The organism is Pseudoalteromonas denitrificans DSM 6059 (genome assembly GCF_900112265.1).
GTDB classification, from domain to species: Bacteria; Pseudomonadota; Gammaproteobacteria; order Enterobacterales; family Alteromonadaceae; genus Pseudoalteromonas; species Pseudoalteromonas denitrificans.
The window spans coordinates 19,109-43,991 of the sequence record NZ_FOLO01000008.1 but is presented as its reverse complement, the minus strand read 5'-3'; the positions used below and the strand labels follow the sequence as shown (position 1 = coordinate 43,991).

At 35.3% G+C, this 24,883-nt stretch carries 22 protein-coding genes; 5 read left to right on the top strand and 17 right to left on the bottom strand.

Features of this window, described 5'->3' with window-relative positions:
• Positions 1 to 330: 330 nt before the first annotated feature.
• The 13 genes from dinB to BM088_RS07375 form a co-directional block, all read right to left on the bottom strand.
• Complete coding sequence (gene dinB / locus BM088_RS07435) at positions 331 to 1,383, bottom strand: DNA polymerase IV (protein ID WP_091982373.1); 1,053 nt, start codon at positions 1,381 to 1,383, stop codon at positions 331 to 333.
• Between the two features lie 156 nt (positions 1,384 to 1,539).
• A complete protein-coding gene (nqrM, locus tag BM088_RS07430) occupies positions 1,540 to 1,752 on the bottom strand; it encodes a (Na+)-NQR maturation NqrM (protein ID WP_091982372.1) in 213 nt (70 codons plus the stop codon).
• Positions 1,753 to 1,935: 183 nt separating this feature from the next.
• On the bottom strand, positions 1,936 to 2,994 hold the full coding sequence (locus tag BM088_RS07425; protein ID WP_091982370.1) for an FAD:protein FMN transferase: 1,059 nt from the start codon (positions 2,992 to 2,994) through the stop codon (positions 1,936 to 1,938).
• A 195-nt stretch (positions 2,995 to 3,189) separates the two neighbouring features.
• Entirely contained in the window at positions 3,190 to 4,413 is a 1,224-nt protein-coding gene (gene nqrF / locus BM088_RS07420) for an NADH:ubiquinone reductase (Na(+)-transporting) subunit F (RefSeq protein ID WP_091982369.1), read from the bottom strand.
• Positions 4,414 to 4,430: 17 nt separating this feature from the next.
• Positions 4,431 to 5,045, bottom strand: a complete 615-nt coding sequence (gene nqrE / locus BM088_RS07415; RefSeq protein ID WP_091982367.1) for an NADH:ubiquinone reductase (Na(+)-transporting) subunit E — start codon at positions 5,043 to 5,045, stop codon at positions 4,431 to 4,433.
• 10 nt (positions 5,046 to 5,055) lie between these two features.
• Entirely contained in the window at positions 5,056 to 5,685 is a 630-nt protein-coding gene (locus tag BM088_RS07410; RefSeq protein ID WP_091982365.1) for an NADH:ubiquinone reductase (Na(+)-transporting) subunit D, read from the bottom strand.
• On the bottom strand, positions 5,685 to 6,434 hold the full coding sequence (locus tag BM088_RS07405) for a Na(+)-translocating NADH-quinone reductase subunit C (RefSeq protein ID WP_091982364.1): 750 nt from the start codon (positions 6,432 to 6,434) through the stop codon (positions 5,685 to 5,687). Before BM088_RS07405 ends, BM088_RS07410 begins: the two co-directional genes overlap by 1 nt.
• Positions 6,427 to 7,629: an NADH:ubiquinone reductase (Na(+)-transporting) subunit B gene (locus tag BM088_RS07400; RefSeq protein WP_091982362.1), complete on the bottom strand. Its 1,203-nt coding sequence runs from the start codon at positions 7,627 to 7,629 to the stop codon at positions 6,427 to 6,429. Before BM088_RS07400 ends, BM088_RS07405 begins: the two co-directional genes overlap by 8 nt.
• Positions 7,630 to 7,631: 2 nt before the next feature.
• A complete protein-coding gene (locus BM088_RS07395) occupies positions 7,632 to 8,975 on the bottom strand; it encodes a Na(+)-translocating NADH-quinone reductase subunit A (protein ID WP_091982360.1) in 1,344 nt (447 codons plus the stop codon).
• A 419-nt stretch (positions 8,976 to 9,394) separates the two neighbouring features.
• A complete protein-coding gene (fabV, locus tag BM088_RS07390) occupies positions 9,395 to 10,585 on the bottom strand; it encodes an enoyl-ACP reductase FabV (RefSeq protein ID WP_091982359.1) in 1,191 nt (396 codons plus the stop codon).
• Between the two features lie 153 nt (positions 10,586 to 10,738).
• Positions 10,739 to 11,842 carry a TRAP transporter substrate-binding protein gene (locus BM088_RS07385; RefSeq protein WP_091982357.1) on the bottom strand — a complete coding sequence of 368 codons (1,104 nt, stop codon included), beginning with the start codon at positions 11,840 to 11,842 and terminating at the stop codon, positions 10,739 to 10,741.
• A 103-nt stretch (positions 11,843 to 11,945) separates the two neighbouring features.
• Positions 11,946 to 13,325, bottom strand: a complete 1,380-nt coding sequence (locus BM088_RS07380; protein ID WP_091982355.1) for a TRAP transporter large permease — start codon at positions 13,323 to 13,325, stop codon at positions 11,946 to 11,948.
• Positions 13,326 to 13,349: 24 nt separating this feature from the next.
• Complete coding sequence (locus BM088_RS07375; RefSeq protein WP_091982354.1) at positions 13,350 to 13,865, bottom strand: TRAP transporter small permease subunit; 516 nt, start codon at positions 13,863 to 13,865, stop codon at positions 13,350 to 13,352.
• A gap of 229 nt (positions 13,866 to 14,094) precedes the next feature.
• Here BM088_RS07375 and BM088_RS07370 point away from each other — a divergent pair, with 229 nt between their 5' ends.
• The gene (locus tag BM088_RS07370) at positions 14,095 to 15,945 is read left to right on the top strand and encodes a GGDEF domain-containing protein (RefSeq protein ID WP_177207976.1); all 1,851 of its coding nucleotides are present in this window, start codon (positions 14,095 to 14,097) and stop codon (positions 15,943 to 15,945) included.
• A gap of 4 nt (positions 15,946 to 15,949) precedes the next feature.
• On the opposite strand, the gene BM088_RS07365 is transcribed toward BM088_RS07370, so the two are convergent.
• Positions 15,950 to 16,258, bottom strand: a complete 309-nt coding sequence (locus tag BM088_RS07365) for a BolA/IbaG family iron-sulfur metabolism protein (RefSeq protein ID WP_091982350.1) — start codon at positions 16,256 to 16,258, stop codon at positions 15,950 to 15,952.
• A 119-nt stretch (positions 16,259 to 16,377) separates the two neighbouring features.
• The gene (locus BM088_RS07360; protein WP_091982349.1) at positions 16,378 to 16,986 is read right to left on the bottom strand and encodes an alpha-ketoglutarate-dependent dioxygenase AlkB family protein; all 609 of its coding nucleotides are present in this window, start codon (positions 16,984 to 16,986) and stop codon (positions 16,378 to 16,380) included.
• Positions 16,987 to 17,035: 49 nt separating this feature from the next.
• Here BM088_RS07360 and BM088_RS07355 point away from each other — a divergent pair, with 49 nt between their 5' ends.
• The 4 genes from BM088_RS07355 (at position 17,036) to BM088_RS07340 (ending at position 20,862) form a co-directional block, all read left to right on the top strand.
• A complete protein-coding gene (locus tag BM088_RS07355; RefSeq protein WP_091982347.1) occupies positions 17,036 to 18,181 on the top strand; it encodes a methyltransferase in 1,146 nt (381 codons plus the stop codon).
• 15 nt (positions 18,182 to 18,196) lie between these two features.
• Entirely contained in the window at positions 18,197 to 18,748 is a 552-nt protein-coding gene (locus BM088_RS07350) for a YajG family lipoprotein (protein WP_091982345.1), read from the top strand.
• Between the two features lie 24 nt (positions 18,749 to 18,772).
• Positions 18,773 to 19,390: a peptidylprolyl isomerase gene (locus BM088_RS07345; protein ID WP_091982524.1), complete on the top strand. Its 618-nt coding sequence runs from the start codon at positions 18,773 to 18,775 to the stop codon at positions 19,388 to 19,390.
• Positions 19,391 to 19,473: 83 nt separating this feature from the next.
• A complete protein-coding gene (locus tag BM088_RS07340) occupies positions 19,474 to 20,862 on the top strand; it encodes an AmpG family muropeptide MFS transporter (protein WP_091982343.1) in 1,389 nt (462 codons plus the stop codon).
• A 105-nt stretch (positions 20,863 to 20,967) separates the two neighbouring features.
• On the opposite strand, the gene BM088_RS07335 is transcribed toward BM088_RS07340, so the two are convergent.
• Entirely contained in the window at positions 20,968 to 21,207 is a 240-nt protein-coding gene (locus BM088_RS07335; protein WP_091982522.1) for a helix-turn-helix domain-containing protein, read from the bottom strand.
• Between the two features lie 567 nt (positions 21,208 to 21,774).
• Complete coding sequence (locus tag BM088_RS07330; protein WP_091982341.1) at positions 21,775 to 24,879, bottom strand: efflux RND transporter permease subunit; 3,105 nt, start codon at positions 24,877 to 24,879, stop codon at positions 21,775 to 21,777.
• Between the last annotated feature and the right edge of the window lie 4 nt (positions 24,880 to 24,883).

Sequence of the window (24,883 nt, the reverse complement as noted above, 5' to 3'; positions counted from 1 at the left end):
AACACATAATAATCTAACGCCTTTCCACCTCCTCTGCGTATTGCTTCAATTAGTAATTCATCAAACAATTCATTACTAATCACTGAGTATTTTGATTCTTTTATTGTTTGCACAAAACCTTCGAATTTTACCTTAACACCCAATTTTCAAATTGTTCTATTAACAAGGTGCTTTTTAGAACGAAGAATTAATTCTGGAATCAGTTTTTCGCATATGTTGATATTCAACATAATTGTAATTTGCTGAAGATTATTTGATTGCCCCAAGATAAGGAGAATAATTAATCATTTTGATCTAAAACAACACTTAAAGTACCCAAAATAAGTCTACTCAACATTCAAAACTTAACTGAGCTTCATCGTTTTTTTCAAGTTTTATACCGACTCCAACACCTAATAATCTGACGCCTTTATAACCACCTCTGGTATAGGCTTTTTTTAAAAGTTCCGCATACACTTGATTACACAAAGAATTAGCAGTTTGATCTGCAGTTGTAGATACAAAGTCTGAAAACTTCACTTTAACACTCAGCTTACTAATATTTGAGGCCAAATTTTGTTTCTCTAACCTACGTTGTAGCTCATCAAGTAGTCCTGGGAATTTATCTAAACACTCCTGCTCAGAATTTAAATCAAATTCATATGTATGCTCTACACTTAATGATTTTCTCACTCTTTCAGTATGCACTTTACCAATATGATTTCCGGCACATTTTTGGTATAATTCATAACCAAAATTGCTTAAAGTACGTACCATCCAATCTTCGCCTTTATCTAAAACATCCTTGCCTAATTTTAGTTGTAATGCAGCCAAACGCTCTAAAGTTACTTTACCTACCCCTGGAATTTTACCTAAAGGCAATTCATTTAAAAAGTTTGAAACTTTATCAGGTGTTATTATACATTGTCCATTTGGTTTGTTTTCATCACTGGCTATTTTTGCTATAAACTTAATGGGTGCAACACCAGCAGATGCCGTTAAACCTGTTTTTTCATATATCTTTTGTCTTATCTCTTGTGCCATTAATGTCGCACTACCAGAACAATGTGCAGCATCAGTGACATCTAAATAGGCTTCATCCAATGATAATGGTTCGATTAAATCTGTATATTGATGAAAAATTTCACGAATTTGATTTGAAGCTTCTTTATATACCGACATTCTGCCTGGTACCAGTACAAGATGGGGGCATAATTGTAATGCTTTATAGTTAGACATAGCGGAGCGTACGCCATATTGACGTGCGATATAATTAGAGGTTGAGATCACCCCTCTTCGACTTTTACCACCGATTGCAAGAGGTACTTCTCGTAATGCAGGATTGTCTCGCATTTCAACAGCTGCGTAGAAACAATCCATATCTATATGTATAAACTTCTTCATACAAACATTCTTACTGTTTATTTATACAGTGTCAATTTTAAAATAAAAAATTCTTCGTTTGAAATTGTAAGCTGATATTTTTAATCAATGCGAGACAAATTCTAGACACAAAAAAACCTCGCGTACGAGGCTTTATCAGTATCTTTAATTTATAAATTAAAGTATTTGATTATCTTTCCAAACTTGTTCTTTAGCCATGCGTTCCTTACGACGATCACATGGATCATCACAATCACAAGCCTTTTCAATGCCCATAGCACCTAAACCACCACAACTACTTGCCATAGCCTTATTTTTAACCATCATACCAACCGCCATGGCAGCGGCAACAATTACGAGTAAAACAAATGTAAGAATAAACAGTGACATATTTTCGCCCCAAAAATCACTAAATAAATGTAGCTAAATTTCGCGACATATTATACCCCGACTCAAACTTAATAACTATACAAATTCCACGTTTGCGTGTCTCAGCTGAAACCTCACCTTTTATGCGTTATTTCAAAACCAAAAGCCCTGTGTATACTCTTAAAAACAAACTCAATGTTTCTTTTATAAATAAGGTTCAAATTTGGGACTTGAATAAGTTTGTAATCCATCAGAGGTTTTACTTATTAAATAAACGGCTAAATCATTGTCCTGAGCATACACTTTTGCTTTTTCTGTTCCCATGACAGTCAAAGCCGTAGCTAATGCATCAGCCGTCATAGATGATGGGTGTAACACTGTAACTGACACTAAATCTTGCTTAATAGGTTTTCCAGTTTCAGGGCTTATTATGTGCGCATATGTAGTGCCATCTAACTCGTAGAATATACGATAATCACCTGATGTCGCGACACTAATTGTCCCCAGTTTTAATGTACGATGAACCGCACGTTGCATTAAAGTTGGATCTGGTTGCTCAATTGCTATCGCCCAAAGGTCACCATTAGGTTTTTTCCCGCTTAGACGCAGCTCCCCACCAATTTCTACCATATAATTTGTAAAGCCATTTTCTTCTAGTAATTGTGCCACCTTATCAACACCAAAACCTTTTGCGATAGCTGATAAACTCAGTTCTAACTCTTGTACTGATTTTGTAAGACCGGCTTTAGATAAAGACAATTTATCAATACCCATTCTTGTTTGAATTGCCGTTAAATCTGATTCGCTTGGTACCTTAGTTGGCATTTTATCAGGACCAAAACCCCATAAATCAATTAATGGACCCATAGTCACATCTAATGTCTTAGTGCTGTTTCCTAAACGAATAGATTCACTCATCACAGTTCTAAAGTCATTTGATATAGGAAATATGGTATTTGCATCTAAACGATTAAACCGACTAATTTCAGAGTCGTCGATATAAGTCGACATAGACTGGTTAATATTTGCTAGCAGATCTTGAACATCTGAGAATAAATTAAGTGAACGTACCTGAGAATTAGGAACAAATACTTTTACCGTAAACGTTGTTCCCATCGTTTTACCTTGGAGTAACACTTCTTGGAACTTTTCTTGCTTAGAGCTTGGTTCACAACCTTGAAGAAATAAAAATAAAAAAATAAGAAAAAAACTAAAAACAAACTTTTTATTGATTGATAGTCTATTTAGGGTGTAAGAGTTCATCAATATTTCCACTTTAATTGTCAATAAAATTCTATTTTCAACTGAAAAAGTTAATACTTTAGAATTAACTTTCAGTGCTAAAGGTGCTTTTTTTACATAAAAAAAGCTTGCTACCAGTATAAACCAGTAACAAGCTTTTTTATAGTTTCAAACTATAAGCTTCTAATAAATAGCCGCTTTAGTTTAATGCTTTACTTAACCACCAAAGTCATCAAGTAAGATGTTTTCATCTTCAACACCCAGCTCTTTTAGCATGCTGATAACAGCAGCATTCATCATTGGAGGACCACACATGTAGAACTCACAATCTTCTGGTGCTTCATGATCTTTTAAATAATTTTCTAAAAGCACGTTATGAATGAAGCCAGTGTAACCTGTCCAGTTATCCTCTGGTTGAGGATCAGACAGTGCACAATGCCATTCAAAGTTAGGATTTTCTGCTAAACCGTCAAAATCTTCAACATAGAACATCTCTCGTACCGAACGCGCACCATACCAGAAGCTCATCTTACGCTTAGATTTTAAACGCTTAAGCTGATCAAATATGTGAGAGCGCATTGGTGCCATACCAGCACCACCACCAACAAATATCATTTCATTTTCAGTTTCTTTAGCGAAGAACTCACCAAAAGGACCTGAAATAGTCACTTTGTCACCCGCTTTAAGATTAAAAATGAATGAAGACATTTTGCCACACGGTAGAGATAAATCTCTAGGTGGAGGCGACGCAATACGTACATTCAACATAATAATACCCGCTTCATCTGGGTAGTTAGCCATTGAATATGCACGAATTGTTTCTTCATCTACTTTTGATTCTAAATTGAAGAAACCAAAATGTTCCCAGTCACCACGATATTCAGCTGGAATATCAAAGTCAGCATATTTAACATGATGTGCTGGTGCTTCAATTTGTATATAACCACCGGCGCGGAACGGAACAGACTCACCATCAGGAATTGCAAGCTTAAGCTCTTTGATGAAAGTTGCTTTATTATCATTAGAGATAACTTCACATTCCCATCTTTTAACGCCAAAGATTTCTTCGTCTAGTTCAATTTCCATATCACGTTTAACATTAACCTGACATGCTAAACGGCAGCCTTCTCTTGCTTCACCTTTAGAAATATGGTCAAGTTCAGTTGGTAGAATATCACCACCACCTGATTTAATGTTTACACGACACTGACCACATGAGCCACCGCCACCACAAGCAGAAGATACAAAAATACCAGAATCGGCTAATGCACCTAATAATTTACTACCTGCAGATGTTTTTATTGCTTTATCAGCATCTTCATTAATGCCGATTGTGATATCACCACTTGGAACTAACTTTGCTTTAGCCATTAATATAACTAAAACAAGTAGTACCACGATAGCGGTGAACATACCTACGCCTAAATAAATATCAAGCATGATTTTTCCTCGCTACCTTAAAGTGAAATACCAGAAAATGACATAAAGCCAAGACCCATAAGACCAACAGTTAGGAATGTAATACCTAACCCACGAAGACCATCAGGTACATCAGCATACTTCATTTTTTCACGAATACCCGCTAAAGTGGCAATCGCAAGCGCCCAACCAACACCCGCACCAATACCATATACCACTGACTCACCAAAGTTGTAATTACGTTCAACCATGAATGAAACCGCACCAAAAATAGCACAGTTAACAGTGATAAGTGGTAAGAAGATACCGAGTGCGTTATATAACGCAGGGAAAAAGTTATCTAAAGCCATTTCAAGAATTTGAACTAAAGCAGCAATAACACCAATAAATGTTAAGTAACGTAAGAAGCTTAAATCAGCGTCTACGAAGCTTGGGTGTAACCATTCAAGTGCGCCAGGTGCTAAAACAGCGTGATAAACTAAGTTATTTACAGGTACTGAAATACCTAATACAAAGATTACCGCCACACCAAGACCTATCGCGGTAGTTACTTTTTTAGACACAGCTAAGAAAGTACACATACCTAGGAAGAATGATAATGCTAAGTTTTCAATGAAAACAGCTTTTACAAATAAACTAATATAATGTTCCATTATTATCCCCTTAAGCCTTTTCTACTTGGTCTTTCTTATAAGTACGTAGTACCCATATGAATAAACCAATAATGAAGAAAGAACTTGGTGGTAAGATAAGTAAACCCATAGGTTGATACCAACCACCGTCTGCAACTAATGGAATAATTGAAACATCAAATAATGTTCCTTTACCGAATAGTTCACGAATAAAACCAACAGTTAATAGTACTACGCCGTAACCTAAGCCATTACCTAGACCATCAACAAATGACATCATAGGACCCGTTTTCATTGCGTAAGCTTCAGCACGACCCATTACAATACAGTTAGTAATGATTAAACCAACAAATACAGAAAGCTCTTTTGCTGTTGCGTAAGAGTAAGCTTGTAATACTTGGTCAACAATGATTACAACAGATGCGATAATCGTCATTTGAACAATAATACGTACACTTGAAGGTATGTGGTTACGTAGCATTGAAATAAACATGCTTGAAAATGCAGTAACAATCATTACAGCCATAGTCATGATCAAAGCATTTTTAAGGCTTGAAGTTACCGCTAGTGCAGAACAAACACCTAGTACTTGTAAAGCAATTGGGTTGTTAGCAAATACAGGACCAAGTAGCGCCTGTTTGATTTCTTTAGAATCAGCCATTAGTTCAACGCTCCTTTACGAACTTCTGCAAGGAAAGGACCAAAGCCGTTTTCACCTGTCCAGAATTTAAACGTATTATCAACACCAATAGAAGTTAAAGTCGCACCAGAAAGGCCATCTAACTTATTAATGTCATTACCTGTATAACCTTTAATGATATCAACCGGAAGTTGTTTACCAGCCCAAGTCGCAACCCATTTAGGGTTTTGAATCTCGCCGCCTAGACCAGGTGTTTCGCTATGCTTATAAAAGTTAATATTTTTAACTGTTGTAGTATCAACATCTAAAGCGATAAAACCAAACATAACACCCCATAAACCATAACCTTGTACAGGTAATATAAGAGTATTTACTTTGCCATTTTCTTTAACAAAATATACAGGTGATTCATTAGTCATACGTTGAATACCAGCAGTATCCATTTTTTTATCAAGTTTGAAACTGATTTTTTGATCAAATTTGCTTTTTTCAAAGTCAAAGCTATTTGGATCTGTATCAACAAATTTACCCGTTTTCATGTCAACAACTTTAGCTTCAACATTTTTGTTGAAGATAGTCTGAATATCAGCACCGTCTTTAACTTCAATGCCAGCAGCCGCTAAGATGTTTGTTTGAACATCGATCGCTTTGTTTATTGCTTGAAGTGGACGAAGTTGAACTGCAGCAGTAGATACTAAAACAGCACACACTAAACATAATCCAACTACAACACCAAGCGTTTTACCGATTGACTCTTTATTACTAGACATTGCGTGCTAACCTCCGTTTGATGTTCGACTGTACAACGAAGTGATCAAATAACGGTGCAAACAAGTTAGCAAAAAGAATCGCTAACATCATACCTTCTGGGTATGCAGGGTTTACAACACGGATCATCACAACCATAAAACCAATTAATGCACCGTAGTACCATTTACCTGTATCAGTGAATGATGCAGATACTGGGTCTGTTGCCATGAAGAACATACCAAAAGCAAAGCCACCTAACACTAAATGCCAATGCCAAGGCATTGCAAACATTTGATTAGTTTCAGAACCAACCCAATTTAATAGCAAAGATGTTGCAATCATGCCGATCATTACACCAACAACAATACGCCATGATGCAATTCGAACATACATTAAGAATAATCCACCAATGGCAAGTGCAAGCGTAGAAGTTTCACCTACAGAACCCTGAACAAAGCCATAAAATGACTCCAACCATAAATCCATGTTAGAAAAATCAATTGAACCCATAACACCTTGTGCAAGCATAGTTGCGCCAGAGAAGTTATCGACAGCAGTCCATACTGTATCGCCTGAAATTGCAGCAGGATATGCAAAGAAAAGGAAAGCACGACCAGCCAATGCAGGGTTTAAAAAGTTACGACCTGTACCACCAAATACTTCTTTGGCAATTACAACACCAAAAGTAATACCTAAGGCAACTTGCCATAATGGAATTGTTGCAGGCAAGATTAATGCAAACAATACTGAAGTAACAAAGAAACCTTCATTTACTTCGTGTTTACGGATTCCCGCAAAAATAACTTCCCAAAAACCACCTACCGCAAAAATAGTCGCGTAGATAGGTAAGAAGAAACACGCACCATAAAACATTTTGGCGCCCCATGCAGAGGATGAAGTTAATTCACCACCTAACATTTGGAACAAACCAACCTGCCAGCTATCGGCTAAAACAGCGCCGCCAGCAAGTGCATCAGCAGCTTGATGACCAATATTGAACATACCAAAAAACATAGCTGGGAATGTTGCCATCCAAACTAAGATCATAATACGTTTAAGATCGATATTATCACGTACGTGAGAACCGTTTTTAGTTACAAAACCCGGCGTATAGAAAATAGTTGCAGCTGCTTCGTAAAGCACAAACCACTTTTCGTGTTTACCACCTGGCTCAAAATTAGGTTCTATTTTTTCTAAATAATTCTTTAAGCTCATTATTAGCCTTCCTTCTCGATTGTATTCAGGCAATCACGAAGAATTACGCCATATTCGTATTTACCTGGGCAAACGAAAGTACATAACGCTAAATCTTCTTCATCTAATTCAAGTGCACCTAACGAAACGGCACTATCAAGATCACGCACAATTAAGTCACGTAATAAATGTGTAGGAAGAATATCTAGCGGCATTACTCGCTCATAGCTACCAAGTGGCACCATAGAACGCTCAGAACCACCTGTAGAAGTTGTCATATTAAATAGACGCTTAGGTGATAAATGAGATAAGAAAGTACGTGTTACTGAGAATTTTTTAGCACCTGGAGCTATCCAGCCAAATAATTCTTTTTCACGGCCTTCAGCTAATACTGAAACTTGATTATGATAACGACCTAAATAAGCGTGAACGCCATTTGCCGTTGAACCAGACAGTACCGAACCAGAAACAATACGGTTTTCACCATCTTCTAGTTCACCACTAATCAAATCTGTTAGGTTTGCACCTAATTGCGTTTTAACTAAACGTGGGTTCTTAACTGCAGGACCTGCAACTGAGATAACACGGTCAGTGAAAATTTCACCCGTAAGGAATAACTTACCAAATGCAATCACATCTTGGTAACCTAAGTGCCATACTTGTTTGCTAGCAGAAACAGCATCTAAATGATGAATATGAGTACCAACTAAACCAGCAGGATGAACTCCCGCAAACTCTTGTACTTCTACAGAAGCAACAGATGAGCTTGGAATTGAACTTCCAGCTTGTTTACAGACAAAAACCTTGCCATCTGTCAAACGTGAAACCACAGATAGTCCTGCTTCAAAAGCATCACTATTTTCACCGATCACAACAACAGGATCAGCGGCTAATGGATTAGTATCCATAGCGGTTACAAATATTGAATTAGGCTTGGCATCTAAAGCCGGCACTTTGCTGAAAGGGCGTGTACGCATTGCTGTCCACTGACCTGATTCAACAAGTACATTTTGAACTTTTTCACGTTCTAGCGTTGATAACGCATCTAAAGTGAAAGAGTCAAAAGTGATTTGCTCATTGCCATCGATTTCGATCACAACTGATTGCAAAACACGCTTTGCACCACGGTTAATCTCTTTAACAACACCCGAAGCTGTTGCTGTGAATTTTACGCCAGGAGTCTTTTTATCTACAAAAAGAACTTGGCCTTTTTTGACTTGGTCACCCACTCGAACTTGCATGGACGGACGCATTCCAATAAATTCCTCACCCAACACGGCAACTCGTTTAACGGCAGAACCGTCGTGAATTACTTGTTGTGGTGCACCTTCTATTGGAAGATCCAGACCTTTTTTTATATTGATCATAGACACTTGCATTACATTAAAGGAAAGAAACTGTTCATCTAACCGGCCATAAAATCTAACTTAAAAAAGCAACCCAACTTTTTATAAGTTCCCGTAAAGGTGTCCCATTTGAAGCTTAAATTTCAAACAAGAAAAGAATATACAGCGAAAATAAAATAATTTGCGGGATTTTAGCATTAAAACCCTATCTTTAGCGAGGGCATTATTGAAATTAATGCTTACAAATTAACTAATTCAGACCTAAATCAAAACAGGTCACTTTTCACTCAACAACTAAGCATAGACTAAAGTCTAAAAATTATGCCTTTTGAGTTAAAAAACATCAAAAACTTCATTTAATAGCAATAATTCTCATTAATAAAAAACCGCCAACCCCATAACAGGACCAGCGGTTTATAATAAAAAATAATGAGCTCTTTTTAGATCATGTGTTCTATATCTGCAACAGGGCTTACATCATCTTCATAATTAACATGGTCAATACCAAAGCCGAACAAACGTAAAAATTCATTATGATAACCAATGTAATCTGTTAGCTCATCAATTGAATCTGTATCTACAATATCCCACACTTTTTGTATACGTTGCTGCACATCATCTTCAAGCTCTTTATAGTTCTGGAATAAATGACCGTCGGCATCAAAACGCGGTGTATTACCGTAAAGGTTTTCCCTGAATAAACTATCAATTTGCTCAATAGTACCTTCATAAGTGCCATCTTCTTTCATTACTTTAAACAAAGCAGAAATATAAAGTGGCATAATTGGAATTGCAGAGCTTGCTTGTGTCACAACTGCATTTAATGATGAAACATACGCCTCACCATTTATATCTGCTGTTAAAGTTTTGATAGCGGCAGTTGCACGATCTAAGTCTTCTTTTGCTTTACCAATCGTCGCATGACCATATATAGGCCAAGTTAATTCTTTACCTATATAAGTATAAGCTGTCGTTTTGAAGTTATCGGCTAATACGTTTGCTTCATTTAATGCTTCTAGCCATAACTCCCAATCTTCACCGCCCATTACTTTAATCGTATTGGCGATTTCATCTTCATTTGCCGCTTCAACAGTGACAGAATCAATAATACGCTTAGATGTATTTAAATTTTTAGTTGTTATCTCTTGCCCAATTGGCTTTAAAGTAGAAGTATGAACTTCACCTGTTTTAGGATCTGTACGACGTGGAGATGCTAAAGAATAAATAACTAAATCAATCTTACCCATATCAGCTTTAATGGCTTCAATTGTTTTAGCTTTAATTTCATCAGAAAATGCATCGCCATTAATGCTTTTTGCCCAAACACCTGCTTTAGAAGCCTCTTCATGAAAAGCTGCTGAGTTATACCAGCCAGCAGAGCCAGTTCTCTTTTCGGTACCTTCTTTTTCAAAGAAAATACCCAATGTATTAGCACCAGAACCAAATGTAGCTGTAATTCGTGTTGCTAAACCATAACCCGTAGAGGCACCTATTACTAAAACATTTTTAGGGCCATTTTCAATAGGCCCTTGTGCTTTAACATACTCAATTTGTTCTTTAACGTGCTCAGCACAGCCAACAGGGTGTGCGTTGGTGCAGATAAATCCACGGATTTTAGGCTTAATAACCATACTCTTATCCCATACTTATATTGTAATTATTCATAAAACTAAGCGTTAGTTTAACGATAAAAATGATTTAACAGGTCGGATGTGTTTAAACGCTGTAGATTTTAAAGTACATTCATCCAACACTGTTTTAGCGCTTACTCAAGGTTTTCCATCTTATCTATTTAAATAATATTCTTTTTCAGAAATATCATGATATGACTTGGCTTGATTATAAAAAGCTTGATAAGACTGCCAAATTTGTTTCATTTTAGGGTTTGCAGCAATTTGCTCACGCATAACTTCACTCATGCCTTGTTTTAATGCAGCCATTATCTCAGGGGAGAATTTACGTAACTGCACTTTGTGTTTATTTACCAATTGTTCCAAAGCTTTATTATTTCGAGCTGTATACTCATCCAACATGTCTGTATTAGCAACGCGCATTGCAGCATTAACAATTGCTTTTAAATCATCAGGCAGCTCATTAAAAGCATCTTGATTAATTAAAAACTCTAAATTAGCGCCAGGCTCATGCCAACCAGAATAATAATAAAACTCTGCGGCTTTATTTAATCCAAAAGCAAGATCATTGTACGGACCCACCCACTCAGTGGCATCAATGGCACCCGTTTGTAATGACGTAAATAATTCGCCACCAGTCAAAGATACAGGTAAGCCACCTAACTTTTTAAGCACTTCGCCCCCTAAACCTGGAATGCGCATTTTAAGACCTTTCAAATCTTCAACTGTATTGATTTCTTTTTTAAACCAACCAGCCATTTGAACACCTGTATTACCACCAGCTGCAGGGATCAAATTATAAGGTTTATATAAATCTTGCCATAACTTTAAACCTCCACCATGATGCAGCCAGCCATTCATTTCTTGGGCGTTCATACCAAAAGGAATTGCAGTAAAAAATTGCGCTGCAGGAAGTTTACCTTTCCAGTAATATGCAGCACTGTGGCCCATTTGAGCTGTACCCGCCGATACAGTATCAAATACTTCAAAGCCTGGCACTAATTCCCCAGCACCATATACTTTAACGGTTAACCGACCATTGCTCATTAAATTCACATTCTTGGCAAATTTTTCAGGTGCAGTTCCTAAACCTGGATAGTTTTTAGGCCAACTTGTCACAAGTTTCCATTTAAATGTTTGCGCTACTTGGACTGCCTTTGTTTGTACATTATTATTTGAAGTGCTGTTTTTATCTGAGCAGCCAAAAATGAGTAAACTTGTTACCCCTAAAATAATCGCTTTTTTTATCAATTTCATTTTTCGTTTCTCCCTTTAAATTCTACTGATATCAGCACCAATAAAGCTTTACATTACATCGTCTGAACTATTTATTTTATTTTAAACGATTTAGAGTCATTTATTATTTATATAACATATCTGGCAGCCAAGTGACTACTTGAGGGTAAACAGACATTAAAATCAAGAGCAGTAATTGCATTACAATAAAGGGGATCACACCTTTATAGATATCTGAAGTTAAAATACTTTTGTCTGCAACACCCCGTAGATAAAAAAGAGCAAAACCAAAGGGCGGCGTTAAAAATGAAGTTTGTAAATTAACAGCTATCATAATGCCTAACCAAACAGGATCTACTCCCATCATTAATAAAATAGGCGCGACAATAGGCACCACAACAAAAGTAATTTCAATAAAGTCTAAAATAAAACCAAGTAAAAACATTACTAACATTACAACTAAAACGGCAGCAACCTTTCCTCCAGGTAACTGCTCAAAAAATCCAGCTATTAACTCTTCACCACCAAAGCCTCTAAATACTAAAGAAAATATCGATGCACCAATCAATATCATAAATACCATAGCCGTTATTTTTAAAGTCTGGCGCATCACATCTTGTAAATTAATGACTGTGAGTTGTTTTTGCCATAAGGCTAATAAAGATGCGCCAAAAGCCCCTACACCAGATGCTTCTGTAGGCGTTGCTAACCCAAACAAAATTGACCCCAATACGCATATAATTAATAACAATGGCGGTACTAATGCAGAAAATACACCAACAGATTTTCTACTTTTTATATAATCAATATCTTCATCAAGTAAAGAAGGGACTTGTTCGGGTTTAATAAAGGCAAGCAATACTGAATATAATATATAAAGCACAACCAATATAATCCCTGGGATCACAGCACCTGCAAATAAATCAGCAATTGATATTGTTTCAGGTGAAAATATCCCCATATTAAGCTGTGCTTGTTGATAACTACTTGAAAGTACATCACCTAATAAAACGAGTGCTATTGAAGGAGGAATAATTTGACCTAAAGAGCCCGTCGCGGCAATAATACCCGCGCTATATTGTGGGCTATAACCACGTTTAAGCATCGTAGGTAAAGCTAACAACCCCATAGTTACGACGGTTGCCCCTACAATCCCTGTGCTTGCAGCAAGTAGCATTCCGACTAAGGTTACAGCAATACCCATTCCTGCTTTAGTTTTACCCATCACAAGTGCCATGGCATCTAATAAGTTCTCAGCCACTTTGGACTTCTCAAGCATAACGCCCATAAAAATAAATAAAGGCACGGCCATTAAAGTTGTATTTGAGATAATGCCAAAAAGTCTGTTCGGAACTGCATGTAAAAAAGAAGCATCAAAATGTCCAGCTAACATACCAATACCAGCAAATGCCAAAGCAGTGCCTGCCAGTGAGAATGCAACTGGAAAGCCAATTAATAAAACAAGACAAACCGTTAAAAATAAATATAAGGCCATATACTCCATGGTCTTAACTCCTGAAAAATTAATTTAATTTTTATGACCAAGCAATATTTCAACAGATTTTAATATTTCTGAAATTGCTTGAATAATTAAGGTAAGAGACAATAAGGGGATCAAAGACTTTAAAATAAAAACGCCAGGCAAACCGCCCGCCTCGCGAGATCCTTCCATAACAGACCATGAGCTAGTGATATAATCAAAGCTCATTACTGAGATAAAAATAGTAACGGGAAATAATAAAAATATGCATCCCAGTAAATTGACCCAAGCTTGTTTTTTAATGCTAAATCGACGATAAAAAATATCAACTCGTACATGACCATTATGTTTTAAGGTATAAGAACAACCCAACATAAATACAAAAGCGTGCAAATATAAAACCGACTCTTGCATTGCAATCCAGCCAATATTAAAGCCATAACGTAACAAAACGATACTCACCATAATCAGTACCATTAAAACAGTAAACCAAGAGATCGCTTTACCTAAACTTTCTGTAAATTGATCTATTTTTTGATGGATTTTACTTAATTTGCTCAGCATCTATCACATTATTATTGTTATTTATCGCGAGAATTTAACATTAATTAAACCCAGAATAAACCTTTGTTACAGCTTCAAAATGAAAAATACAATAGATGGACCAATTTAAAGTATTTACTCTCATACAAACTCGTGTGGGCTTTTCAAAAAATGACTGGTTGAAGCTATACTATGAATAAATAATAATTTTACACTATAACTAAATTCATACCGTTAATAGGATATGTTAATGCTAGATTTTACTCAGTTATTCAAAATCATTATTATCTTTTTATTAATCAGCCTAAATGTTAATGCAAAATCTATAACTGAGACTTTAACTGAAATTGAATCTCTTACTCGTAATGATAGCTTAACTGCACAAGCACAACTAAATACTATTTTATTAAGCATAAACAATGCATCTTATGTAGAAAAGTTACGCTGGATACAATTAAGCCTATTTGCATCAGCTGTAAATTCAGATAAAAAATATCTTGACCTAACCATGAGTACAGCACGTAATTTATTGCAAAAAAAAAGCCAGTTAAATTCAAGTTGGCTCTTATTATTTCAGTTTGAAAAAGAACAGATCCTAAGAGAGAAACTAGGGTTATTAGCGCCATTACAGGCAATCTCACAACAAATTTCTATTCATGAAAACTTAAGGTTATCCGCCTACTTTAATCGGCTACTCCTTTTTGCATATATCGATGAGGCTATTTTTGATCTTGCTTTTGACACCGCATTTAAAAATATTCAACAATGGCAGCAACTTAAAGAACCCTATTTAGCCTTAGAAATCGCAGTTGAAATCATTGAACTTCAGCTTATATCTCAAGATATTGAAGGGGCTAATCGCACTTTGCAACAAGCAAAAACTCAAGCAAAACAACTTAATGCAAAAAACACTCTTATTTCACTGAACGAAATTGAATCACGAATATTATTCATTCAACAGAAGCCACATGAAGCAATAAAAAAACTAAAATATTTATTAGAAAAATATAAAATCAAAAAAAATGATGTCAACTACCCAAGCATTATATATGAACTCTCTTTTATCTATTATCAAATAGGCCAATATGACCAGGCAATTCAATATGCTGAAATACTACTATCCAATTCAGACCCTGCAATTGAAAACTCATCAATAGCAGCAAAAATGCTCTTAGCAAAATCACTGGTTGAAATTGGAGACTTGACTCGAGCAAAAAAATTTATCACTGAAGCGAAGCAAATATTCACATTAAAAAACGATCACTTTGGTTTATTTGAAGTAGACAAAACTAACATTGATATTTTATATAAAAGCAAAGATATCAATGGTCTTTATAAAAGCGCTAAAAGCTTGGTTAATAGAGTAATAAATTTCAAAGATAATCAAGGGGAACAACGTACAAAAAGAGCTAACACCATAGTACAAGTAGACAATCAAAATAAAGTGATTGATATACTTGCAAAAGATAATACAAAACAACAAAAAGAGCTAAGTGTCACAAAAAAATCAGTTCAGGAACAAAATACATACTTAACTTTATTAGTTTTATTTTGCTTAAGCTTATCCATACTGTTTATTTGGTTATTATTTTTACTCAGAAAAATAAGGGTTCTGGCAAATACAGATGTTCTCACAGGTATCACAAATAGACGCCATGGTTTAGAACTGGCCGAAAAACGACTTAACAAAAAAACACAAAGCACCTTATGCATTGCAATAATGGATCTGGATGAATTCAAATCTGTTAACGATACATATGGACATGATATAGGAGATAAAGTAATTCAATTAGCCGTTTCACAATCTCAGGTAGCGCTTAATGAAGATGACATTTTTTGTCGAATGGGTGGGGAAGAGTTCATGTATATTTTAAGCGATATAGATCAAATAAAAACAATCCAAAGGTTAAATAAAATCCGTGAGAGTATCTTTCAATCAGATACTCACTCACTCGGAATAAACCGTCAAATCAGCGCCAGTTTTGGTGCGACTCATGTGAGTGACCCCCAAAACAAAAAGTCATTAACCGATTATATGATAGAAGCCGATATTGCATTATATAAAGCTAAAAACAATGGTAGAAACCAAGTACAAAGTTAATTGTTTACTTTTTAGAACCTCCAGCGCATTTTGGTGAAAGAGGTGCTTGTTCATATAGTTCGGTCCACTCATGTTCAGTATAAGTGTGCAATGCTAATGCGTGAATATGATTTGCTAATTCATCAGCAAGAACTGAATTAATGGCTCTATGGCGTTGCAATAAGCGTTTGCCTTCAAATTCAGTACTCACAATGATAACTTTAAAATGAGAATCAGTGCCTGCACTATGCATATGACTTTCATTGGTAACAATTAAGTGCTGGCAAGCTATATTTGCCATAAGTTTTTCTTCAATTTGAAATTGCATCTGCATATATAAAACCTTAAATAAAAAGCTATAAAAGAAACTTTAGCTTGAAATACGATTATAGAAATAATAAAAACTAAGATTAAAATCCAAGTTACTGAGAGATAAATAAAGATTATTTTATTTTAAAAACCTTGATGAATATACCTAAATGTAAGGTTTATTCTCCCTCTTAATATATCAGTTTGTTTTGTTGGAGCTATCTTTGGAATACAGTGCTGATATTTTTTTTGACTCTCCTCTTGCATCAATAAGCAACTGCCATTTTGTAATAAGTGTTCAAAGACTTGTTTTGTTTTATTGTCTCTCACTTTAACTTTTCTTGCATCTCCAAGTGAGATAGACGCGATTACCGGGTTAATCCCTAGCTCATATTCATCATCGGCGTGCCAAGCAATACTATCGTTACCATCTCGATACCAGTTAATTAATACTGAATTAAATGGTATCGAAAACTGCTTAGATAACCTATTTGATATTTTTTTTAAAATTGGATCCCAAGGCTCGATCTTTAAAACCGCTCCCGAATAAGCATAAAGATTATCTTCGTCGGCCATATAAACTTGCTTTCGGGGGATCAATATTTTTTTACCAAACATATTTATTTTAGGCTGCTGCCAACTCATTTCATTAATTAAATAATCAAATAATGCATTTGCTTTATCTTCACTGAAGCAATTAGCATAATAATTAAAGCAGTTGGGTAAATCAGGTGAACAATTAAATAAAGGCATGGTAAAATCAAATAATGCAATTAAAACGAATTAGATTGGTATATCACGAATGATACAAGAGTCAATACAAGCAATTCTAGGTAATAAGTCATTTTTATTAGCAAGATTTCCACTTGAACAAAAAACAAGAAGCCTACAAGCTTGGGATTCTGCCGATGAATATTTAATAAATTATGTGGAAGAGCATCATAGTGACTTAAAAAACATTGTTATCATTAATGATAGTTTTGGTGCTTTAAGTTGTTATTTTAATGATAAAGCCAATGCCCTTATCAGTGACTCTTATATCGCTCATGAAGCTGCGCGTTATAATATTGAGCAAAACAAACTTTCTGCAAATAATTTAGATTTATTAACGTGCTTTGATTTGCCTTCAGGTGAGGTTGATTTAGTTTTAATTAAAATTCCAAAAAATAATGGCTTATTAACACACCAATTAGCAAAATTAAGTCAAATATTAAAACCAGGCACCTTAGTGATAGGAGCCGGTAAAACGAAAGATATTCACAATTCAACTTCTAAAACATTTGAAAAATATATAGGAGAAACTAAAACCTCATTAGCGGTTAAGAAATCACGTTTAGTATTTGCAAGTTTTGAGAAGCAAGCACAACAAACACCAGACCCAATAAAATGGGAATTAAAAAATACCGATTTTATTATCAATAATCATGCTAATGTTTTTTCTCGTGATTCATTAGATATTGGCGCTCGATTTTTCATGAATTTTTTGCCTCAAACAAAAAAAATTAAAAATATCGTTGATTTGGGTTGTGGCAATGGTGTCATTGGTTTAACAACTCTTACAAAATGCCCAAATTCAAACATTACATTTGTTGATGAATCTGATATGGCTATTAACTCAGCAGGATTAAACATTCAGCAAAACCTTGGTGATAAACTAGACCAGTGTACATTTATGCAAAACGATTGCATGACAGGTTTTGAAAGCGAAAGCCAAGACATCGTATTATGTAACCCTCCTTTTCATCAACAACAAGCCGTAACAGATCATATTGCATGGCAAATGTTTATAGATGCCCGTCGTGTATTAAGAACCGGTGGCGAATTACGCATTATAGGTAATCGGCATTTAGATTATCATGGTAAGTTAGAACGTATATTTGGTAACTGTAAGTTACTTGGCTCTAACAGCAGGTTTGTTGTACTTAGCTCAACTAAAGAAGATAAATAAAATCATAGGAAAATTATGAAAAAAATTGCTTTATTTTTTTGTACTTTGGTATTAACAGCATGCCAAACAGTACCTGAAAAAATTATTATTTCACCTAATTATACAGATCCTGCCAAGCTAAAACTGGCTCAGAATATAGCCTTGTCAGTTAAAGATGTGCGTGAAACACCAACTGCATTACGTATTTTAAATGATAAAAAAGTGACAGAAGTTAGTAGTAATGATTTAGCACAATCATTAAATTTTGCACTATCAAATGCTTTAGAAAAAGGTGATGTTAGTATTAATGTATCATCAAAAAACAAAATGTCTTTACATATTCATCAACTTGAAGTCATTGTTGAGCAACAAACATTAAAATACCGTAGTGAAGGCATAATTGAGCTTGAAATAAGGCTCAGTAAAGGAAATCGAAATTTTAATAAATACTATAATGGCAGCCAAACTAATGAAGGACCCCTTATTTTTGATAAAGCGAAGGTTGAAGGTCAACTTAATTCATTATTAGAACAAATGATATCTCGTATTGTAAATGACGCTGAGTTACAAACATTTTTACAAGGTTAAGGAAAATCAATGACACAATTTTTAATGAGAGTGCTTGTATTAACGATATGTTTTATTTTTTCATCATCTGCATTTAGTGCAGCCGATGGTAAGTTTGTTCAAAAAAACAACTTGTTTCCTAAAGTAGAATTTCAAACAAGTCATGGCAATATTATCGTTGAGTTAGACAGATCTAGAGCGCCAATAACTGTTAATAACTTTTTAACTTATGTCGCTAATGGAGATTATAAAGGCTCTATTTTTCATCGAGTTGAACGCGATGAAGAAAATGAGCGAGACTTTGTTATTCAAGGTGGCGGTTATGATAAAGATCATGATGGCATGCATACAATTAAGCCTATTTTTAATGAAAGTGGTAATGGTCTTAAAAATGAAATGTACTCAATTTCCATGGCCTATCAAGATAGAAAACCTCATTCAGGTGACCGCCAGTTCTTTTTTAACATGGAAGACAATACACATTTAAATCCAGGTAAAGATTGGGGGTTTGCTGTATTTGGAAGCGTATCCGAAGGATATGAAACCTTAGATAAAATCATGCAAGTCAAAACGGGTTATAACGAGAAAATTGGTTACGACTTTGTGCCTGTTAAACCAGTCCTTATCTATGGCATTAAAGTACTCCCTGAAGAGAAACTATAGCGCATACATCGCACACGCTAAATCTCGAATCTAATTAAGCGGGATTTATTTGCATATGAATAATAAAAACTAAAGAGCCAAATATGACCACTGATATATCAATGAAAGAATATTTTAGTTATTTCAAAGATAAACGTTTGATCAGTATTTTCATTTTTGGCATGGCCAGTGGTTTTCCCTGGGTTTTAATTGGCTCTGTAATGTCAGCTTGGTTAAAAGACGAAGGCTTATCTCGCAGTACTATAGGCCTGTTCGGTTTAGTATTTGGTGCCTACTCCATTAATTTTTTATGGTCGCCTTTAATTGATAGGATAAAACTGCCTTTTTTGAATAAATTATTTGGTCTACGTCGAAGTTGGATCTTGTTTACACAATTTTTTATTATCATAACCACTTTTTTATTATCAACTGTCGATATCAGCACAAACCTTAAACTTGCTGCTATTTTATCTATTATTATTGCAATTGCATCTGCAACCCAAGATATTTCTATTGATGCCTTTCGTATCGATACGTTAGCCGAAAATGAAAGCCATAAAGCAACAGCTGCGGCTGCAATGGCCACCTCAGGGTGGTGGTCAGGTTATGCCTTATTAGGCACTGTGCCGTTCTTTTTTGCTGATTTACCTGGCTGGAATTGGAATAATATATATCTTGTATTAGCATTTATGATGGCATGTTTGAGTTTATGTGTTTTTTGGGTAAAGGAACCAGAGTCAAATCGCGAAAAGAAACAATCAGAACTTGAAACTCACTATCAAAATACTTTATTTAGTCATAATAAAAATGCATTTATCTCTAAAATTACCAGCTGGTTATTAGTCACACTTATTGCACCTTTTTCTGAATTTTTTAAACGTAATGGTGTTAAAACAGCACTTGCATTACTTGCTTTTATTTTCCTATTCAAAGCAGGTGAGGCATTTTTAGGTAGAATGTCTATTGTATTTTATAAAGAAGTTGGATTCACTAATACACAAATTGGCATGTACTCTAAATTTGGCACAGGCGTCATAACCATTATTTTTGCGTTTTTGGGCAGCTTGTTTAACCATAAGTACGGCATCGTAAAGGGATTATTTATTAGTGGAATCGCTATGGCTGCCTCTAACTTGTTATTTGCAGTCATTGCAATGATAGGCCCTGTTGAATGGATGTATGCATTAACAGTTGTTGTTGATGGCTTTACTCAAGCATGGTCACTTGTTGCTATGGTGGCATTTTTATCTATGTTATGTGATCGCAGTTTTACGGCAGCTCAATATGCACTTCTTGCTTCGTTAGGGAATTTCTCAAGAACCTTACTTTCTTCTTCAAGTGGCATTTTGGTAGATTGGCTAAATGGAAATTGGGCATTATTTTTTGTATTAACGGCTGTAATGGTAATTCCATCATTGGTATTTTTATATTTGATCAGACATCATTTATATCGTTTAGAGGCAAACTTTCATAATAAAGAAAGTGTAAAGTAGACAAAATAAGTAAAAGAAAAGAGGCTTAAATAAACAATAAAACGCCTCCTTGCATTTTAAATTATATTGAGTAATTTAAATATTTTAAATTACTCAGAATGAAAACTATTCAGCTTCCAATAATGCTAGACCTTCAGTTGGATCAACTTCAAGTGCATTACAATAACGAACAAACTCTACAACGTCTAGGCGACGTTCTTGGTTTTCAATTTTACCAATAAATGAGTGTGGTGTGCCAATAATTTGTGCAAGACTTCTCATTGTATGGCCCTTTTCTTGACGCTTCTCTTTAAGCCAAGTTGTTAATCTGCTGTTTTCGTCAGATGAAACTGTTTTTCCCATCATAAAACCATCTCCTACTCGATGTTTTTTTATATTAAAATAAATGGGAGTGCCCCTCCCCATAAAATCAATCATTAATTTCTAAAAAATAAGATTCTAGAGCATAAAAACTAATTTGAGCCTATTAAAGCATAAAGCCCTATATTAGGTATAGCCGTTTTTAGCAAAATTACCTAATATAGGTTTTTATTATTACTTTGATGTTACTAAGTTGCAAATATTAACCTTTTATTTCCTTCTATAACATCAAATTCAATAAAATTTACATTCACACACAGCTTTAACATAAAACTGACTTTTATTTTTCTGCTGTTATACTCATAACCAAATGAATTAAACGAAGTGATAATTTGTAAAATATGATAAGACTAATGTTTCTACTGCCTATTTTTTTATGTTTTGCTTGGTATTTTTTTCTTAAACAAAATAACCTAAGTATTAAACAAGGCCAAAAAGGATTTTTGTATATACTTGGATTAAGCGGTTTTATATTGAGCTTTTTTACATTAATGATTTTTGTTACAAATCAGTAAAGCCACATAATAAATGACTTTACTGAAACGTACCTATCTAGACTTTGACTTTGTGCAATACTTTATTTTCTTGTCTACGTGCTCTTATCATCAATAAACAAGGTGTCAGCACCAAAGTTAACACGGTTGCAAAAGTTAACCCTCCAGCAACGGCAGTTGAAAGTTGTACCCACCACTGAGTTGATGGCGCACCAATTGCCACCTCCCGATTAAAGAAATCAATATTAACTTGTAATACCATAGGCATTAAGCCCAGTATCGTTGTAACAGTTGTTAACAGTACAGGTCTTAACCTTTGTGCTCCTGTTCTTAAAATAGCCTCTTGAGCAGCCATACCTTGTGCTCTAAGCACATTGTATGTATCTATGAGTACTATATTGTTATTAACAACAATACCCGCTAACGCGATAACCCCTATTCCCGACATCACTATGCCAAAGGGTTGTTGTAAAATTAACAAACCTAAAAACACACCTACCGTTGAAAACAGTACAGCACTTAAAATTAAAAAAGCCTGATAAAAACTATTAAACTGAGTGACTAAAATTAACCCCATAACAAACAAAGCAACCATAAGTGCATTTTTCAAAAATACCTCTGACTCTCCTTGCTCTTCATTTTCTCCACGTATTTTGAGTTTTACTCTAGGATCCATGCCTTGCTCTTTTAACTTTTTCTCTAAGGGTTTTAAAACTAAATTCAAAATCTTACCAGCTTTCAAATCAGCATTAACAGTTACAACCCTATGGCTATCTACTCTTCGAATAGTATCAACCTTAGGCACTGCAACTTTTTCAACAAAATGGGATACTGGAATTTGACCATGCATCGTTTTAATTCTAAGTGTTTCAATACGCCCTAAGTCTCGTTTTTCATGTGGAAAACGCACTCGAATATCAATTTCATCATCAACATCATCAGGGCGATATTCTCCCAGCTTTAAACCATTGGTGATCATTTGAACATTTGCGCCTAACATGGTTGCATCTGCACCAAATCGCGCAGCATTGCTACGATCAATTTTAAGCTGCCATTCAATACCTTGCTTCGAAGCTGTATCATCTATATTCATAAATGAACCATCAGCTTCAATTGCTTGACGAATTCTTCTGGCTTCATTATTTAATGCATCCGGATACTTGGAACTTAACTCAATTGATAAATCTTTTCCGCCACCGGGACCATTTTCATCTTTACGTAATTCAACTTCAACGCCTGCAATATTGCCAGTAAGTGATACCACTTTTTCTATAATTTGATCTGCGGGAAGTCTTTGATCCCAATCTTTCAAATTAAGACGAATCGTTCCCACTAAGTCTTTACCCCCTGTTCGTGAGTAAAGTGTTTTTATACCCTCTATAGATAAAATGCGACCTTCAACATCTTGCATTATCGTGTCTTTTTCATAAATAGACAGATCACCAAATGAGCGTATTTTTAGATTTATACCATTAGGTTCAACATCAGGGAAAAATTCAACACCTAACTTAGACGCACCATAACTTACAAAAACCAAAATAGAGATAATAATTGCACCTAACAATACCCACCATGGACGTGAAATGGCCTTATCAAGCACTCTGACATATTTACCACTAAAACCATGCATTTGTGTTACATCGCCTTCTTCAGCAGCTAGCAGCTCTTGTTTTTGCGACTCTTTAAGCGGCCTTACTTTGCCCATTAAACTTCCAAGTGCAGGTACAAATATTAAAGCCATTACTAAAGACGCGGTGAGTGTTGCTATTAGGGTGATAGGTAGGTACTTCATAAATTCCCCCATCATACCAGGCCAAAAAATAAGTGGTGCAAATGCAGCTAAAGTTGTTGCAGTTGAAGCTATAATTGGCCACGCCATGCGTTTTGCCGCAAGTGAATAAGCTTGCTTTCTATGCATGCCTTCACTCATCATACGATCAGCAAACTCAGTTACAACGATTGCACCATCCACTAACATGCCAACAGCCATGATAAGAGCAAATAAAACAACAATATTCACAGTAAAACCAAATAAAGATAAAACTAAAATTCCAGTTAAAAATGATCCAGGTATTGCAACACCCACTAAAAATGCTGAACGTGTACCTAAGATAGCAATTATAACTATAACAACGAGTAAAACAGCTGACATTACATTATTTTGCAAATCAGATAACATATCTTTTACATCTTTAGAACTGTCAGCTGTATAGTTTACTTTTATATGATCAGGCCATAATATTTTTGCATTTTCGACAATACGCTTTACTTCATTTACTGTATCGATAATATTTTCGCCACTACGCTTTTTAACCTCTAATGCAACAGCCGCCTCTCCATTTATACGTGCAATTGAGCTTGGGTCTTTATACGCACGGCGAATATTAGCAACATCCATAAAGCGAACGACTTTATCACCAACCACTTTTACAGGCTGTTCCATAACATCTTGTATATCTTCGAATACGGAGGGAATTTTTATTGCAAAGCGCCCTTTACCTGTATCTAAAGTACCCGCTGCAACTAATTTATTGTTATTACTTACTAAATTAAAAATGTCAGTTTGGTCTAACCCATATGAAACCATAAGAAGTGGATCAATAATAATTTCAACCATGTCCTCACGATTACCACCAATATCCACTTCCATTACACTGGATATGCCTTCTATATCGTCTTTCAGATTACGGGCTATCGTCAATAACCCGCGTTCAGGGACGTTACCTGATAAAGTCAGTGTAATTGTTGGCTGTTGGTCTTCCATAAGCACTTCATGTACTTCTGGTTCTTCTGACTCACTTGGTAGTTTCGCTTTTGCAAGTGATACTTTATCTCTAACTTCTGCTAATAAATCTTTAGTATCTAACCCAGCCAAAAATTCCAGTGTAATTGATGCATGCCCTTCACTGGCAGTTGCTTTCATTTCTTTAACACCCTGAATTGCCCTGAGTTCCACTTCCATAGGGCGAATAAGCAGTCTTTCAGCATCTTCAGGAGAAATACCATCATGTACAATAGATACATAAATAAAAGGAATATTTACATCAGGGTTCGCTTCTTTTGGAATGCTTTGATAAGTCATCCAACCGGCAATTAAAAGCAATACAAAAATAGATAAAACTGTACGGGTTCGATTTAGTGCACCGTCAATTATTGTTTTCATTTTA

What these genes read in the sequence shown, in the direction of transcription:
- dinB (WP_091982373.1), bottom strand. Translation starts at nt 1,383, where the DNA reads ATGAAGAAGTTTATACATATAGATATGGATTGTTTCTACGCAGCTGTT.
- BM088_RS07395 (WP_091982360.1), bottom strand. Translation starts at nt 8,975, where the DNA reads ATGATCAATATAAAAAAAGGTCTGGATCTTCCAATAGAAGGTGCACCA.
- fabV (WP_091982359.1), bottom strand. Translation starts at nt 10,585, where the DNA reads ATGGTTATTAAGCCTAAAATCCGTGGATTTATCTGCACCAACGCACAC.
- BM088_RS07355 (WP_091982347.1), top strand. Translation starts at nt 17,036, where the DNA reads ATGATACAAGAGTCAATACAAGCAATTCTAGGTAATAAGTCATTTTTA.
- BM088_RS07335 (WP_091982522.1), bottom strand. Translation starts at nt 21,207, where the DNA reads ATGATGGGAAAAACAGTTTCATCTGACGAAAACAGCAGATTAACAACT.
- BM088_RS07405 (WP_091982364.1), bottom strand. Translation starts at nt 6,434, where the DNA reads ATGTCTAGTAATAAAGAGTCAATCGGTAAAACGCTTGGTGTTGTAGTT.
- BM088_RS07350 (WP_091982345.1), top strand. Translation starts at nt 18,197, where the DNA reads ATGAAAAAAATTGCTTTATTTTTTTGTACTTTGGTATTAACAGCATGC.
- BM088_RS07340 (WP_091982343.1), top strand. Translation starts at nt 19,474, where the DNA reads ATGACCACTGATATATCAATGAAAGAATATTTTAGTTATTTCAAAGAT.
- BM088_RS07345 (WP_091982524.1), top strand. Translation starts at nt 18,773, where the DNA reads ATGAGAGTGCTTGTATTAACGATATGTTTTATTTTTTCATCATCTGCA.
- BM088_RS07400 (WP_091982362.1), bottom strand. Translation starts at nt 7,629, where the DNA reads ATGAGCTTAAAGAATTATTTAGAAAAAATAGAACCTAATTTTGAGCCA.
- BM088_RS07360 (WP_091982349.1), bottom strand. Translation starts at nt 16,986, where the DNA reads ATGCCTTTATTTAATTGTTCACCTGATTTACCCAACTGCTTTAATTAT.
- nqrE (WP_091982367.1), bottom strand. Translation starts at nt 5,045, where the DNA reads ATGGAACATTATATTAGTTTATTTGTAAAAGCTGTTTTCATTGAAAAC.
- BM088_RS07410 (WP_091982365.1), bottom strand. Translation starts at nt 5,685, where the DNA reads ATGGCTGATTCTAAAGAAATCAAACAGGCGCTACTTGGTCCTGTATTT.
- BM088_RS07380 (WP_091982355.1), bottom strand. Translation starts at nt 13,325, where the DNA reads ATGGAGTATATGGCCTTATATTTATTTTTAACGGTTTGTCTTGTTTTA.
- BM088_RS07370 (WP_177207976.1), top strand. Translation starts at nt 14,095, where the DNA reads ATGCTAGATTTTACTCAGTTATTCAAAATCATTATTATCTTTTTATTA.
- BM088_RS07365 (WP_091982350.1), bottom strand. Translation starts at nt 16,258, where the DNA reads ATGCAGATGCAATTTCAAATTGAAGAAAAACTTATGGCAAATATAGCT.
- BM088_RS07375 (WP_091982354.1), bottom strand. Translation starts at nt 13,865, where the DNA reads ATGCTGAGCAAATTAAGTAAAATCCATCAAAAAATAGATCAATTTACA.
- nqrM (WP_091982372.1), bottom strand. Translation starts at nt 1,752, where the DNA reads ATGTCACTGTTTATTCTTACATTTGTTTTACTCGTAATTGTTGCCGCT.
- BM088_RS07425 (WP_091982370.1), bottom strand. Translation starts at nt 2,994, where the DNA reads ATGAACTCTTACACCCTAAATAGACTATCAATCAATAAAAAGTTTGTT.
- BM088_RS07330 (WP_091982341.1), bottom strand. Translation starts at nt 24,879, where the DNA reads ATGAAAACAATAATTGACGGTGCACTAAATCGAACCCGTACAGTTTTA.
- BM088_RS07385 (WP_091982357.1), bottom strand. Translation starts at nt 11,842, where the DNA reads ATGAAATTGATAAAAAAAGCGATTATTTTAGGGGTAACAAGTTTACTC.
- nqrF (WP_091982369.1), bottom strand. Translation starts at nt 4,413, where the DNA reads ATGCTTGATATTTATTTAGGCGTAGGTATGTTCACCGCTATCGTGGTA.